This is a genomic window from Acidithiobacillus sp. M4-SHS-6, from assembly GCF_047421495.1.
Lineage (GTDB): Bacteria > Pseudomonadota > Gammaproteobacteria > Acidithiobacillales > Acidithiobacillaceae > Acidithiobacillus.
Genome location: NZ_CP175559.1, coordinates 1460014 through 1474134, shown reverse-complemented (window position 1 = coordinate 1474134; position 14121 = coordinate 1460014). Strand labels below are relative to the sequence as shown.

The following is a 14121-nucleotide window of genomic DNA, read 5'->3' as shown; positions in this document are numbered from 1 at the left end:
TAGTACCTGTGTAATCTCAACGTACCCGACTCCTCAGGAGACCATCATGACCCCCCAAGAACGCCTCAACGAAATCCAGCAGTTACTCGAAAGTCTGAAGGAAAGCTATCCGGCCGAAACCAACGCCTTCCTGACCTTCATGAACAAGGCCGAGGGCAGCCCGGCCTTGAGCGCCGCTCAGAAGGAACTGATCAACGTGGCCTTGGCGGTGGCCGCCCAATGTGAGTGGTGCATTGCCCTGCATGTCAAGGGCGCCCTGAGCGCTGGCGCCACCCGCGACGAAATCATGAGTGCCGGCTTCATGGCGGTCCTCATGCACGGCGGCCCGGCCTTGATGTATCTGACGCCGCTGAAAAACGCGGTGGACTCCCTGTTGCCAGAGGCCCAGCATGGATAGGAACCAAATGATCGCCATGCTGCGGGACATGCTCCGCGCCCGGGCCTTCGAGGAGGCCGCCGCCCAGGGCTATGCCCAAGGGAAGATCGCCGGCTTCCTGCACCTCTACCCGGGTGAAGAGGCCGTCGCCGTCGGGGTACTCCATGCGGCGGAGCCCGGGGACTATATCGTCAGCACCTACCGGGAGCACGTCCATGCCCTGGTACGGGGGATTCCCGCCCCGGAAATCATGGCCGAACTGCATGGCAAAAAAACCGGCATCAGCAAAGGCATGGGCGGTTCCATGCATCTTTTCGATGCCAGCCGCCGCTTTCTGGGCGGCTATGCCATTGTCGGCGAAACCTATCCCATCGCCCTGGGGGCCGCCTATGCGGTGGCCTATCGCCGTCTGCCGGAGGCCGTGATCTGCTTTTTCGGGGATGGTGCCGTCAACCAGGGCACTTTTCATGAATCCCTGAACATGGCGGCACTCTGGAAGCTACCCATGCTCTTTGTCTGCGAAAACAATCATTACCAGATCGGTACGGAAATTCACCGGCATTCGGCCATTACCGACGTGTACAAACGCGCTTGCGGGTATGGCATTCCTGCCGAGAAAGTCGATGGCATGGATGTGCTGAGCGTCCATACCGCTGCCCAAAAAGCCCTGGAACGGGTGCGCAGTGGCGACGGACCGCAGTTTCTGGAACTGGAGACCTATCGCTACCGTGGCCACTCCATGGCCGATCCCGGCAGCTATCGTCCGGGCGCGGAAGTCGACGCCTACCGGGCCAATGATCCCATCGCCGCCGCCATTCACCAAGCCCAAAGCGGCTACCCCAGCCCCGAAGCCATGGCGGCGGCGGGTCCTGACTGCATTACCCTTTTCTGCGACCATTGCTGCCAGGAAAAGCATCTGGATGAAGCGGGCATCGAGCAGATGCGTCAGGAGGTCCAGACCGAAATCGATGCCGCCGTCCGCTTTGCCGAAGAAAGCGAGGAACCCGACATGGAGGCGGCCTGGGCCATCCTGCAAGCCAACCGTCACTATGAAAATCTCCTGGAGAACCCGGCATGAGCGCAGAAATCTATTACTGGCAGGCCCTGAATCGCGCCATGGATACGGAAATGGCGGCGGACGACAGCATCATCACCCTGGGCGAGGACGTGGGTTTGTATGGCGGTACCTACCGGGTGACCGAGGGACTCATGGCCAAATATGGCGAATGGCGGGTGCGCGACACCCCCATTTCCGAGAACAGCTTCACCGGATTGGGCGTGGGCGCGGCCATGCTGGGTCTGCGGCCCGTGGTCGAAATCATGACCATCAACTTCGCCCTCCTTGCCATGGATGCCATCATCAACCTGGCCGCCAAGATTCCCTTCATGTCCGGCGGGCAGTTTGCCATGCCCCTGACCATTCGTATGCCCGGCGGCGTGGCCCGGCAGCTGGGCGCCCAGCACTCCCAACGCCTGGAACATACCCTGATGAACGTGCCCGGCCTGCGCATGGTCGTCCCCGCCACTCCCCAGGATGCCTATTGGCAACTGCGTCAGGCCATTCACAGCGACGACCCCATCGTCGTCCTGGAGCATGAACTCCTCTATTTCGAGAAGGGAACGGTGGTGGAGGACGACTGCGCCGCTCCTCCGATCCATCAGGCGGCGCTGCGGCGGCGAGGGAGCCATATTACCTGTATCGCCTATTCCCGCATGGTGGTCCTGGCATTGGCCGCCGCCGAGCAGTTGGCCCAGGAGGGCATCGACATGGCGGTGATCGACCTGCGCAGCCTTTCCCCCATCGACTGGGAAACCTGTGTACAATCGGTTCAGGAAACCCATCACTGCCTCATCGTCGAGGAAGACTGCCGTTTTGCAGGAGCGGGCGCGGAACTGGTGGCCACTTTGCAGGAACGGTGTTTTTATTTCCTCGACCAGCCCATCCAGCGAGTCGCGGGACTGGATCTTCCCACGCCCTTCAACGGGGCCCTGGAGGCGGCCAGCATTCCGCGGACGGAGGACATCATCGAGGCGGCCCGACGCCTCGTCAGCAGCGCAGGAGATCATCCATGAAAACCAGCATCACCATGCCGGCCCTGTCGGACACCATGCAAACCGGGCGCTTGACCCGCTGGAACAAAGCCATAGGGGATCCGGTAAAGCAGGGAGAGGCCATTGCCGAGGTGGAAACCGACAAGGCCATTCTCGATGTGGAGGCTTTCAGCGACGGTTATCTGGCCGGGCCGCTGGCCGAGATCGACACGGATATTCCGGTGCAAACGGTCATCGGCTACATCGTCGATAGCCCAGCAGAGGCCAAGGCTGCTGAAAACGCCAGTCAAGCAAGCAGTTCGCCCGAGAGCCCGGAAGTCGCCGCTCCTGCCGCTCCTGCCGCTCCTGCCGCTCCTGCCGCTCCCAGCGCTCCTCCAGCCAAGCCGAGCGTCAAGTCTCCGCCTCCGGCAAAGGGTGCCGGCGCGTCCCCCTATGCCCGGGCCCTGGCTCAGGACCTGGGCCTCGAGATCGGCCGAATCCGGCCCGGCCCCGATGGGCAAGTCCATGCCAGTCAAGTCATCGCCGCCGCCCTGGCACCTGTCGAGCCGGATTTGCGCATGGGGCCACCCTACCACCTGGTGGCCCCCAGTCCCCTGCGGGCCGCCGTGGCCCGCAACATGATCGGCACCCTGCAGACCCCGACCTTTCAGATCAGCAGCCGCTTTGCCCTGGGACCCTTGCATCAACGGGCCAAGGAACAGAACCTGAGTCTGACCCTGGCCCTGGGTCGGGCCTGCGTCTTGACCGTCGCCGAAGACCCCTGGTTCAATCAGGTCTGGACCAGCCAGGGTCTTGCCAAGCGGCAGCGCGTGGACCTAGGAATTGCCGTGGACACGGGCAATGGCCTGATCACTCCGGTTCTGCGCGATGCCGCCCAACGTCCCCTGCCGGAACTGGCCGAAGACTGGCGCATTCTGTTGGGCAAGAGCAAGAGCGGGCACCTCACCCCCGAGGACTACCAGGGTGCCAGTTTTTATCTCTCCAATCTGGGGATATTCCCCGAAATCGCACAGTTCACGGCCATCGTCCCCACCGGCGCGGCGGCCATCCTGGCAGTGGCCGCCGCTGGCCAGGATGGAAAAACGGACTTCACCCTGAGCTGCGACCACCGCGTCATTTTCGGTGCCGACGCCGCCCGTTTTCTGCAGCGCCTGGGCAAAAGACTGGCCGATCCCGCCTGGTTGAAATGATGCCAGTTGTCTTTCCACCCAAGTAAACAAGGAGTTTCATCATGACCTTACGCATTGGCATCAACGGTTACGGACGTATCGGCCGGATGATTTTACGAGCAGTTTATGAAGGAAAACGTACGGACGAGGTACAGATCGTCGCCGTCAATGATTTGGGCAATTCGGAGACCAATGCCCATCTCACCCAGTACGATTCCGTCCATGGTCGTTTCCCTTTCCCGGTGAGCGTAGAGGGCGACGCGATTCGCATCGGTGATGATCTGGTCAAGGTCATTGCCGAGCGTGACCCAAGCAAACTGCCTTGGGGAGATTTGGGCGTGGACCTGGTGATTGAATCCACCGGATTGTTCTCCACCAGAGAAAAAGCGGCCCTTCATCTGCAAGGGGGTGCTAAAAAAGTACTGATCTCGGCGCCGGCAAAAGACCCCGTGGACCTGACCGTGGTGTATGGCGTCAATCACCATCTGCTTGACCCTAAGCAGCATGTCATCGTCTCCAACGGTTCCTGCACCACCAACTGTCTGGCTCCCCTGGCCAAGACCCTGCATGATTTTGCCGGCATTGAGCAAGGGACCATGAATACCATTCACGCCATGACCAATGACCAACGCATTACCGATGTTTTCCACAAGGATCTGCACCGGGCCAGAGCTGCCGGCATGAGCATGATTCCGACCACAACGGGATCCGCCAAGGCCATTGGACTGGTGATCCCGGAACTGGAGGGCAAGCTGGACGGATTTGCCATCCGCGTGCCTACTCACAATGTTTCCATCGTCGATCTCACCTGCCTCGTCAGTCGCCAGGTCAGTGTGGATGATATTCATCAGATCATGAAGTCCACCGCAGAGGGTCCACTCAAAGGCATTATGGCCTTCAATGAAAAGCCCCTGGTTTCCATTGACTTCAACCACGATCCCCATTCCTGCACTTATGAGAAGTCGCTCACCAAGGTCAAGGGCCAACTGGTCAAGGTCTGTGGCTGGTACGACAATGAATGGGGCTTTTCCAATCGCATGGTCGATGTCTCCTTGGCCATGATGGGGCTGAAGCCCTGAACCCAGAAGCCGGGTCGGGGCCGGGAATGCGGCACCTCCTCTCCTGGCCAGGCCCGGAATCCCTCGCTACGGAGGACTGATTTTGTCGGAAAGGATCCAGATCCTGAGTATCAACAGTGGTTCCTCCTCCATCAAGTTTGCCTTGTTTGCCTGCGATACCCGGCAGGAGGAAGAGCAGCTCGTGGGGGCAGTGGAACGCATCGGGCAAAGCGCTGGCCGCATCTGGCTGGAGCAAGGAAGCCAGCGTGTGCTGGACCGGATACAGGCTTTTCCCAATCAGGCAGCCGCTCTACAGGCCGTCGTGCATGCCCTCAGCGAAGTCGGAGTCCAACACCCGGATGGCATCGGTCATCGCATCGTTGCGGGCGGTCCCCAGCAGCGACAGCATGTCCGCATCGACGCCCAGGTACTGGCCGATCTGCGCAAGGCCCTGCCCTTCGCCCCCTTGCATCTACCAGCGGAAATTGCCGTCATCGAGGCCATCCAGCAGCTCTGGCCGGACAAGGGGCAGGTCGCCTGTCTGGATACCGCGTTCCATGGCAGCATCCCGGAACTGGCAGCCCGACTTCCCCTCCCCCGCAACCTCTGGCAGGAGGGCGTGCGCAAATACGGCTTCCATGGCCTATCCTATGAATACATCGTCAGCCGGCTCCCGGACCAGGGCAAGGCACCCACCATCATTGCCCATCTGGGCAATGGTGCGAGCATGGCAGCGGTAGCCCACGGACGCTGTATGGACACCACCATGGGCCTGACCCCTACCGGTGGTCTGGTCATGGGTACCCGCAGTGGCGACCTGGATCCGGGCATTCTCCTCTACCTGATGGCCGAAAAGGGTTATACGGCAGTCCAGTTGGAACGCCTGCTCAACCACCTGTCCGGCTTGCTGGGGGTGTCGGCCAGCAGTGGCGACATGCAGATCCTGCTCCAGCAACGCGCCGAAAACCCCCATGCCGAGCAGGCCATCGACATCTTTGCCTACAGTGCCCGCAAGTACCTGGGTAGTCTGATGGCGGTGCTCGGCGAGGTGCAACGCCTGGTATTCACCGGCGGCATCGGCGAACATGCGGCCGCCGTGCGCTGGGCCATCTGTCGGCCCCTGGAAGCCCTGGGCTTCCGCCTGGACCCCGAGAAAAATGCCGCCCCGAGCCAGGAAGCGCGCTGCATTTCCCGGGCCGAGAGTCCCATCGAGGTACTGGTCATTCCCACCGATGAAGACCGGATGATCGCCCGTCACACCCACCGATTGCTGGGCATGACCCACCTGCCCGCTACCCACAGCCCATGATGGCACCCTTGCCCGGAGGAAATCCTGATGTCCTATGCCCACTTCGATGATCTGCTGGCGGTCATAGCCCCGCTGCCGGATATTCCCGTGGCCGTCGTCGATGCCACCGAGGCCCATGTCCTGCAAGGCGCCTGCGAAGCCAAAAATCAAAGCATCGTCGAGCCCATTCTGATTGGCGATGCCGATAAGATCCGACAATTGCTGCTCCAGTTGGGCGCTGATACGGGCTCCTGTCCCAACTTTCAGATTGTGCCGGCGGACAGTCCCGAAGAGGCCGCCGACAAGGGCGTGGAAATGGTCTTGTCGGGCAAAGTCCAAGCCATCATGAAGGGACATCTGCACAGTGATGCCTTTCTCCATCCCATTCTCGCCAAACTCCGGACCGGAAAGCGCCTTTCCCACGTTTTCGTGACCGATATTTCCAGCTATCACAAACTGCTGCTGATTACTGATGCGGCCATCAACATCACCCCGGATCTGTTGACCAAAGCCGCCATCCTGCAAAATGCCATTGATCTCGCCCACATTCTCGATGTTTCCCATCCCAAGGCCGCCATACTGTCGGCGGTGGAGGTGGTCAATCCGGCGATTGTGTCGACCGTGGATGCGGCCTGCCTGTCCAAAATGGCGGAACGGGGCCAGATTACCGATGCCCTGGTGGATGGCCCTCTGGCCTTCGACAATGCCATCTCCCGCGAATCGGCCCAAATCAAGGGCATCCACAGTGCCGTGGCCGGCGATGCCGATATACTGGTGGTCCCGGATCTGGTATCCGGCAACATCCTTGCCAAGGACCTGGAATATCTGGCGGGCGCGACCATGGCGGGCATTGTCCTGGGCGCGAAGGTACCGGTCATTCTCACGTCGCGGGCGGACCCCGCCCGAGCCCGCCTGGTTTCGGCGGCGCTGGCAGCCTTGATTCACTATCACCAGGCCGGAGCGCAAGCGCAATGATCCCTGCAGAACATGGTTGTCAGCCCATCGCTACCCTCACCCTCAATCCGGCGGTGGATATCGCCTATGAAGTCCCCCACCTGATACCCGATCAGAAAAGCCATGCCCGGACGAGTCGTTATGATCCCGGCGGCAATGGCATTAATGTCGCCCGGGCCCTCAAGGAGCTGCTGGTCTGCGCCCACAGTTGCTGCATCGTGGCCGGAAATATCGGCGAACTCCTCCAGAAACTGCTGCAACATCAGTTGGATAGCACCCATTGTGTGCGCGTGGAAGGGGAAACCCGGGTCAATGCCACCATTTTGCAGGGTGATCCGCCCGCGCAATTTGAAGTGACGGGTATCGGGCCACTGGTTTCGGATCTGTCGCTGAACACCATCCGGGAAAGTTTTCTGGACCTCTGTCAGGAAGGATTCGGGGTGCTGACCGGCTCGGTACCTCCGGGGGTGCCCGATCATTTTTACGGCGACATGGTGGACAAGGTCCGGGCCGCCGCAGGCAAAGCCATTGTGGATGCCCATGGGATCCTGCTGCAGTTGGCCCTTCCCCATCAGCCCTTTCTCATTAAACCCAACCGCTACGAACTGTCCCTGCTGCGGCAACGGGAGTTACCCAGCCTCGAAGACGTCGCGCTGGAAGCCCGTGCCATCCAGCGCGACGGGGTTCAGTATGTCTGCGTCTCGCTGGGCGGTGATGGCGCCTTGCTGGTGGGACCTGATGGCAGCTATCTGGCCAAGGCCCCGCCCGTAGCCGTCAAATCCACGGTCGGCGCGGGAGATTCCATGGTCGCGGGACTGGTGGCCGCACTGGCCCGTGGTCAAAGCCCCGCCGAAGCCCTGCGTTTGGGGGTGGCTTGTGGCAGTGGCACGGCCGCACAACCAGGCACGCAAATTTTTTCTCACAGTTTGGTGGTTGACCTGCTCCAGCAGGTCAATGTCAAGACACTGGACATCTGACCGGAGATACGGAATATGACGGAAAGCAAGACGGATATTTTGATTGTTGGTGGTGGCCCCGCTGGAATGATGACCGGGATCACCGCCGCCCAATTTTCTCCCCACAAGAAAGTGCTGGTACTCCGCCCCGAGACCGACGCCGTCATTCCCTGCGGGATTCCGTATATTTTCGGTACCCTGGGCGGTACCGAAGAAGACCTGGCTGGACGGGCGCCGCTGTTGGCGGCCGGGGGGCAGATGCAGATTGGCAAGGTTGCCGGCATCGACCGCAACGCCCATACCGCCACCTTGGAAAATGGCGATCTCATCCACTGGGAACGCCTGGTCCTCGCCACCGGCGCCGAGAATTTCATCCCCCCCATCCCCGGCACCCAACTGGAAGGGGTCTTCAGCATTCACAAGGACTATGACTATCTCGACCAGCTCTTCAACACCCTGATTCCGCAGATCAAAAAACTGGCCATCATCGGCGGAGGTTTCATCGGGGTGGAGTTTGCCGACGAAATCCGCAAGCGCGGCATCGAGGTACACATCGTCGAAATGCTGCCCCATCTCATGCAGGCGGCCTTTGATCTGGATGCCTGCGCGGCCGTCGAAAAACAACTGCAAGCCCATGGCGTCCACATCCATACGGGTTGCAAGGTGGAAGCGCTCCTTGCCGGGGCAGATGGTCAGCACGTCGCCCAGGTCCAGATTGCCGGACAAGGGAGCCTGGAGGTGGATGCGGTGCTCATCGCCATCGGCACCCGCCCGCAAGTGGACCTGGCCAAGGCCATGGGCCTGACTTTAAGTCGGTCCGGGGGCATCTGGGTGGATGCCTTCCAGCGCTCCCGGGAGGATCCCCACATTTTTGCGGTGGGGGACTGCGCCCACAAGCAGGACTTTTTCACCCGCAAGGCCAATCATGCCATGATTGCTTCACAAGCCGCCGCCGAAGGGCGCATTGCCGGCATGAATCTCTATGGCCTGCACCAACTCCGTAGCAATGCCGGTTCCGTCAGTGTCTATGCCAGCGAAATCGACGGTCTGGCCTTTGGGGTGGCAGGGCTTACCCAACATCAGGCCGAGCAGGAAGGATTCCCCATCCTCAGCGGTGAATCCCGCCTGCCCGACCATCACCCGGCTTCCATGCCAGGCACCACCGAAATTTTCTGTCGCATCATTTTTGCCGCCGACTCCCTGCAAATTCTGGGTGGCCAGGTACTGGGCGGCGCCACCACCGGTGAACTGGTCAATACCATTGGCCTGGCCATTCAGATGCACGCCACGGCTCCCGACCTGGTCAGCATGCAGTTTGGCAGTCAACCCCGTCTGACGCCTTCCCTGCACCCCCTGGTAGCCGCCACGGGCAATGCCCTGCAAAAGCATTACGCCCTCCTCCACCCCTGCGTGGAAGATCCGCAATGAAGCCTCTGCCCAAACATCGCAGTAAAATCGTCTGTACCATCGGCCCCGCTTCCGATCAGGGCAAGACTCTGGAAGCCATGATCCGGGCGGGGATGAATGTCGCCCGCCTCAACCTGGCCCACGGTACTGCCGATGAACATCGGGCGCGGATCGCCCGCATTCGTCAAGCCGCAGCAAGGACTGGCCAGCGGGTCGCCATTCTGGCCGATTTGCCCGGTCCCAAAATCCGTATCGGCACACTACCCGCCCCGGTCACCCTCAAACATGGTGACCACATTCTGCTGGCACCCGGCGCTCCCGGCACGCCCCAGGCCATTCCCCTGGAATTGCCGCCCTTGGCCAAACCTCTGGTCAAAGGCGATACGGTCTACCTGAATGATGGCTTTCTGCAGCTGCGGGTGGAAAAGCACGACAAACAGGGCGTCTTTTGTCAGGTGATTGTCGGTGGCGAACTGCTTTCTCACAAAGGCGTCAACCTTCCCGGGGTGCATCTGGATGGTGGTGCCGTCACCCCTGCGGACCGGGAACTGCTGGCCTTTGCTCTGGAGGCCGGAGTCGATGGGCTGAGTGTGTCCTTCGTGGAAACGGCGGAAGACCTGCATGCGGCACGGCGTGAAGCCCAGGCCCTGGGTTTCGCCCCCTTTCTGGTGGCCAAAATCGAGCGCGCCAAGGCCTGGAAAGAGATCGACGCCATCATTGCCGCCACGGATGCCCTCATGGTGGCCCGCGGCGATCTGGGCGTGGAAGTTCCCATCCAGGAAATCGCCGTCATCCAGAAGCGTCTCATCCGCAAGGCGCGAGCGGCGGGAAAACCGGTGATCACCGCCACCCAGATGCTGGAGTCCATGGTCCACAACCGGCGGCCGACCCGTGCCGAAGTCACCGATGTCGCCAACGCCATCCTCGATGGCACCGACTGCCTCATGCTCTCGGAGGAGTCGGCCATGGGGGATTTCCCGGTCGAAGCCGTCAAAATGCTGGCCGAGATCGCCCGGATAACCGAAAAAAACCGGGCGGAGCTCCATCCCCTGGATGCCGGAGAACTCCAGGATGCACCGAGCGTGGAAGCCAGCATTGCCAGCAGCGTTCGGCACAGCGCCGAACGTCTGCATCCCCTGTTTGTGGTGACCCCGACGGAAACCGGCACCACGGCCGCACGCATCGCCCGCTTTCGTCTGCAACCCTGGATCCTGGCCATGAGCCCCCATGCCGCCACCTGCCAACGCCTCTGTCTGCACTATGGGGTCCATCCCATAGAAATGGCGAGCCCGGAACGGAGTTGGGAATATGCCGCCCGCCGCTGGTTGGTGGAAAATGGCATGGAAAAGGGCCTGATTTTACTCACCCAAGGCCCCAGCAAGGGCCACCCAGGGGGTACCAATCGCCTGGAAATCATTCATCTGGACACTTCTTACACACCCTGACAGGAGCGGCACTATGGACAGTTTGATCGAAGACATCATCGCCCGGGAAATCCTGGACTCACGCGGCAATCCCACGGTAGAAGTGGAAGTTTATCTCAGCAATGGACAACATGCCCGCGCCGCCGTCCCTTCCGGGGCTTCCACCGGCAGCAAGGAAGCCGTGGAGCTGCGCGATGGGGATACCCAGCGCTTTGGCGGCAAGGGCGTACGACAGGCGGTGCAGCACATTGAAGAAATCATCGCCCCCGACCTCCTGAATCTGGATGTGCGCGACCAGAAGGCCATCGACGAAACCCTGATCGGCCTGGATGGCACCGAGAACAAGGCCAAGCTGGGCGCCAATGCCTTGCTGGGAGTATCCATGGCTTGTGCCCGCGCTGCCGCCGAGTATTGTGATCTGCCCCTCTATGCCTACCTTGGCGGACCCGGCGCCACCCGCCTGCCCGTCCCCTGTTTCAACGTCCTCAATGGGGGCGTTCACGCCCACTGGCAAGGAGCCGATTTTCAGGAGTGCATGCTGGTTCCCTATGGCGCCAACAGCTTCCGCGAGGCCCTGCGCTGGGGAGCCGAAATCTATCATGCCCTGCAAGGCGTCCTCCTGGAGAAACATCTCTCCGTGGGCGTCGGGGATGAAGGCGGTTTTGCTCCTGCCGTGCAGTCCAATCACGAGTCCTACGATCTGCTGGTGAACGCCATCCGCCGGGCCGGTTTCGAGCCCGGGAAAGACTGCGGCATTGCCATCGACCCGGCCTCCTCGGAATTCTTCCAGGAGGGCAAATACCAGTTGCGCACCGAGAATCGCGCCCTGAGCAGTGCGGAAATGGTCGATTACTATGCCGAGATCGTCGCCAATTATCCCGTCGTCCTGCTGGAGGACGGTCTCGCCGAAAATGACTGGGAGAGCTGGAAACTGCTCAATGAAAAACTCGGAGGCATCATCGAACTGGTGGGCGACGACATTTTCTGCACCAATCCGAAAATCATCGCCCAGGCCATCAAGGACGACATCGCCAACGCCAGCCTCATCAAACTGAACCAGATCGGCACCGTCAGCGAGACCATCACCGCCACCCGCCTGGCCCAGTTCCACGGCTGGGGAGCCTTCGTCTCCCATCGCTCGGGGGAGACCACCGACGACTTCATTGCCGACCTGACCGTGGCCCTGGACACCGGCCATCTGAAATCCGGAGCTCCGGCGCGAGGCGAGCGCGTGGCCAAGTACAATCAGTTGTTGCGTATCGAAGAAGAACTGGGCACGGCGGCCAGCTTTGCCGGCAAGAGGGCTTTTGTACGCGGGGTACGGTTCTAGGAGACAAATCAAGGTTGCATCACCCATGGATTGCAATATGGCAGTCCGCTCTACTCTGCTTCCAGTATTCATCGCGGCAAAGCCGGCGGCGAGGTGACGGCAAAGGGGACCCAATGCTACTTTGGCAAAACCACCAAACAGGTGCCCAATACCGGCGCCCCAAGCCATCTGGAAGAACTGGCATTCATGTAAGGGGAATGGGTCTTGGCGCTCATCCCCTGGATTTATGTGCTTGGTCTGCTGGGGACTACCGTGCTATCTGCCTTGCTACTGGATCCAATCCATATCCTACTGTTACGGCGATTGACCCTGGTTTAAAATTCTGCACTCTACACACAGGATGAGCATGAGCATGAGCAAAGCGCAACACCATTTTCGACTCCAGATCGTCGATGTTCACGGCGAAATTTACAATGATCTGGCAACTTTTGTGGTCGTTCCGGGAGAGCTGGGGGAATTGGGGATCCTGTTTGGGCATGCTCCCCTGATCAGCATTCTACGGGCCGGTGAATTACGCATCACGCCCGTAAAGGGTCCTCCAGAAATTTTATTTATTGAGGGTGGGTTGGTCGAGGTTCAATCCGCAATCGTTACCGTCCTGGCCCACAACGGGATGCGCGTGTCGGATATTGATCCCAAGATCAGCCAGAGCCGGATCAGTGATGCGGAACGCGTTCTGAAAGCCCACCACGGAACAGACATGGATTTTGCTGTAGCAGAACTGGAGCTGCAGAAGGAGTTGGCCAAGCTCAGAGCATTCCAGCGCTATCAGCAAGCACAGCAACTGGGTAACAAACAGGTGTACGACTGGGAACGACCACCTCTGGAAGGCATCCCTGAAATCAACGTGCAAGCGCTGGAGGACTGATTATCCTTGTACAACAGGCAGATCAAATTCTTTCAACGGCTCAGGCCCGCAATGCCCTCCGATATTCCGCTGGCAACGGACTTTCCTGCTGGGCTTGTTTCTGGCCATGGGCCACAAACAGATTGATCACCTGCCCATGGGCCTGGATCAGGGTCACCACATTGGGATCATCGCTGCGCTCTTCAATCATCACGCCGTCGGGTAGCAGACTGACCTCCATCTCGACCTTATCGTGTTGAGCAAACAGTTCAGCAAAAGCCGGATCCCAAAAGCGCAGGCCAAAATTTTCGTGCAAGCGCTGCTTCATGGCGGGTACATGATCATGCAGCAAAGCCACCACTTCCGGATTCTGCGAACGGGTTCGGGCCCGAATACCATCGGGCCGCAATTCCAGATCACGCTGAATATGTTCATGCAAACTCAGCAGACGATGAAAAACCGCCTGATCGTGCTGATGGCGGGCAGCCCGTTCATGATCCCGCCCGCCCCCATGGGCACCTTGACGTAGCCCGTTATCGGGAAAGGCTTTCATCTTTCTGCTCCTCCTATATTCCGTTGAGGGTACCGCAAAGGCGATTGGCAGGAACCGCCACCTCCATCATTTTCGGTTTCGGCAAATCCAGTGCTGCCATGATCGCGACAAACTCTTCCCGGGATTTTCCGGCAAGGCGCGGATTGTTGCGCATTTCTTCGCCCACACAACTGACCCAGCGACCACGATAGTCATGACCCGGATACACCAGGGTTTCCTCAGGCAGGGTAAACAGTTTTGTGGTGATACTCTCGTAGAGAGTTTCCGCATCGCCGCCCTGAAAGTCCGTACGACCACAACCGCCGATCAGCAAGGCATCCCCGGTAAACACCCGGTCGTACCAGCGGAAACTCAACGATTCCGGAGTGTGTCCAGGGGTACTGAGCACTCGGATGACATCGTCACCCAGCACCAGGAAATCTCCATCCACCACGGTAAGATCCGCGCAATCCGCCTGGGCGAGCTCACTTAACACCACCTTTGCACCGGTTTGTTCCCGCAGTTGGCGGGCAGCGCTGATGTGATCGGCGTGCAGATGCGTTTCCAGAATATGGGTCAACTGCAAATCCTCGTCATGCAGAACCTGCAGAATGGGGTCACTATGATCTGCCACAGCATCGATAACGACCGCATCGCGCCAGGTACTATCCGCGAGTATATAGGTGTAGGTACTGCTGGCTTCATGAAATATTTGTCGAAAAAACATG

At 60.0% G+C, this 14121-nt stretch carries 14 protein-coding genes; 12 read left to right on the top strand and 2 right to left on the bottom strand.

From position 1 onward, the window contains the following. The first annotated feature begins 46 nt into the window (after positions 1–46). The 12 genes from ACJU26_RS07500 (at position 47) to atpC (ending at position 12882) form a co-directional block, all read left to right on the top strand. Entirely contained in the window at positions 47–397 is a 351-nt protein-coding gene (locus ACJU26_RS07500) for a carboxymuconolactone decarboxylase family protein (protein ID WP_414041880.1), read from the top strand. Next, complete coding sequence (locus ACJU26_RS07495) at positions 390–1454, top strand: thiamine pyrophosphate-dependent enzyme (protein ID WP_414041879.1); 1065 nt, start codon at positions 390–392, stop codon at positions 1452–1454. Before ACJU26_RS07500 ends, ACJU26_RS07495 begins: the two co-directional genes overlap by 8 nt. Continuing rightward, positions 1451–2449 (top strand): alpha-ketoacid dehydrogenase subunit beta, encoded by a 999-nt coding sequence (locus tag ACJU26_RS07490; RefSeq protein WP_414041878.1) that lies wholly within the window; start codon positions 1451–1453, stop codon positions 2447–2449. The genes ACJU26_RS07495 and ACJU26_RS07490 overlap by 4 nt, the downstream gene beginning before the upstream one ends. Then, entirely contained in the window at positions 2446–3618 is a 1173-nt protein-coding gene (locus ACJU26_RS07485) for a dihydrolipoamide acetyltransferase family protein (RefSeq protein WP_414041877.1), read from the top strand. The genes ACJU26_RS07490 and ACJU26_RS07485 overlap by 4 nt, the downstream gene beginning before the upstream one ends. A gap of 41 nt (positions 3619–3659) precedes the next feature. Next, positions 3660–4676, top strand: a complete 1017-nt coding sequence (gap, locus tag ACJU26_RS07480; RefSeq protein WP_414041876.1) for a type I glyceraldehyde-3-phosphate dehydrogenase — start codon at positions 3660–3662, stop codon at positions 4674–4676. A gap of 82 nt (positions 4677–4758) precedes the next feature. Then, positions 4759–5964 (top strand): acetate/propionate family kinase, encoded by a 1206-nt coding sequence (locus ACJU26_RS07475; protein ID WP_414041875.1) that lies wholly within the window; start codon positions 4759–4761, stop codon positions 5962–5964. Positions 5965–5985: 21 nt separating this feature from the next. After that, positions 5986–6918 (top strand): bifunctional enoyl-CoA hydratase/phosphate acetyltransferase, encoded by a 933-nt coding sequence (locus ACJU26_RS07470; protein ID WP_414041952.1) that lies wholly within the window; start codon positions 5986–5988, stop codon positions 6916–6918. After that, entirely contained in the window at positions 6915–7874 is a 960-nt protein-coding gene (locus ACJU26_RS07465; RefSeq protein ID WP_414041874.1) for a 1-phosphofructokinase family hexose kinase, read from the top strand. The genes ACJU26_RS07470 and ACJU26_RS07465 overlap by 4 nt, the downstream gene beginning before the upstream one ends. Positions 7875–7889: 15 nt before the next feature. Then, positions 7890–9281, top strand: coding sequence for an FAD-dependent oxidoreductase (locus tag ACJU26_RS07460; protein WP_414041873.1), 1392 nt, complete (start codon positions 7890–7892; stop codon positions 9279–9281). Then, on the top strand, positions 9278–10705 hold the full coding sequence (gene pyk / locus ACJU26_RS07455) for a pyruvate kinase (protein ID WP_414041872.1): 1428 nt from the start codon (positions 9278–9280) through the stop codon (positions 10703–10705). The genes ACJU26_RS07460 and pyk overlap by 4 nt, the downstream gene beginning before the upstream one ends. Before the next feature lie 13 nt (positions 10706–10718). Then, positions 10719–12014 (top strand): phosphopyruvate hydratase, encoded by a 1296-nt coding sequence (gene eno / locus ACJU26_RS07450; RefSeq protein ID WP_414041871.1) that lies wholly within the window; start codon positions 10719–10721, stop codon positions 12012–12014. A gap of 346 nt (positions 12015–12360) precedes the next feature. Then, complete coding sequence (atpC, locus tag ACJU26_RS07445) at positions 12361–12882, top strand: ATP synthase F1 subunit epsilon (protein WP_414041870.1); 522 nt, start codon at positions 12361–12363, stop codon at positions 12880–12882. Between the two features lie 40 nt (positions 12883–12922). Here the strand turns inward: atpC and ACJU26_RS07440 are convergent, their stop codons facing one another. Beyond that, positions 12923–13414 carry a hypothetical protein gene (locus ACJU26_RS07440; RefSeq protein WP_414041869.1) on the bottom strand — a complete coding sequence of 164 codons (492 nt, stop codon included), beginning with the start codon at positions 13412–13414 and terminating at the stop codon, positions 12923–12925. 13 nt (positions 13415–13427) lie between these two features. Continuing rightward, positions 13428–14120 (bottom strand): MBL fold metallo-hydrolase, encoded by a 693-nt coding sequence (locus tag ACJU26_RS07435; protein WP_414041868.1) that lies wholly within the window; start codon positions 14118–14120, stop codon positions 13428–13430. Position 14121 lies beyond the last annotated feature (1 nt).

Excerpts from the sequence above, each read along its gene's own strand:
- ACJU26_RS07500 (WP_414041880.1), top strand. The coding sequence starts at position 47 with ATGACCCCCCAAGAACGCCTCAACGAAATCCAGCAGTTACTCGAAAGT.
- ACJU26_RS07495 (WP_414041879.1), top strand. The coding sequence starts at position 390 with ATGGATAGGAACCAAATGATCGCCATGCTGCGGGACATGCTCCGCGCC.
- ACJU26_RS07490 (WP_414041878.1), top strand. The coding sequence starts at position 1,451 with ATGAGCGCAGAAATCTATTACTGGCAGGCCCTGAATCGCGCCATGGAT.
- ACJU26_RS07485 (WP_414041877.1), top strand. The coding sequence starts at position 2,446 with ATGAAAACCAGCATCACCATGCCGGCCCTGTCGGACACCATGCAAACC.
- gap (WP_414041876.1), top strand. The coding sequence starts at position 3,660 with ATGACCTTACGCATTGGCATCAACGGTTACGGACGTATCGGCCGGATG.
- ACJU26_RS07465 (WP_414041874.1), top strand. The coding sequence starts at position 6,915 with ATGATCCCTGCAGAACATGGTTGTCAGCCCATCGCTACCCTCACCCTC.
- ACJU26_RS07460 (WP_414041873.1), top strand. The coding sequence starts at position 7,890 with ATGACGGAAAGCAAGACGGATATTTTGATTGTTGGTGGTGGCCCCGCT.
- pyk (WP_414041872.1), top strand. The coding sequence starts at position 9,278 with ATGAAGCCTCTGCCCAAACATCGCAGTAAAATCGTCTGTACCATCGGC.
- eno (WP_414041871.1), top strand. The coding sequence starts at position 10,719 with ATGGACAGTTTGATCGAAGACATCATCGCCCGGGAAATCCTGGACTCA.
- atpC (WP_414041870.1), top strand. The coding sequence starts at position 12,361 with ATGAGCATGAGCAAAGCGCAACACCATTTTCGACTCCAGATCGTCGAT.
- ACJU26_RS07440 (WP_414041869.1), bottom strand. The coding sequence starts at position 13,414 with ATGAAAGCCTTTCCCGATAACGGGCTACGTCAAGGTGCCCATGGGGGC.
- ACJU26_RS07435 (WP_414041868.1), bottom strand. The coding sequence starts at position 14,120 with ATGTTTTTTCGACAAATATTTCATGAAGCCAGCAGTACCTACACCTAT.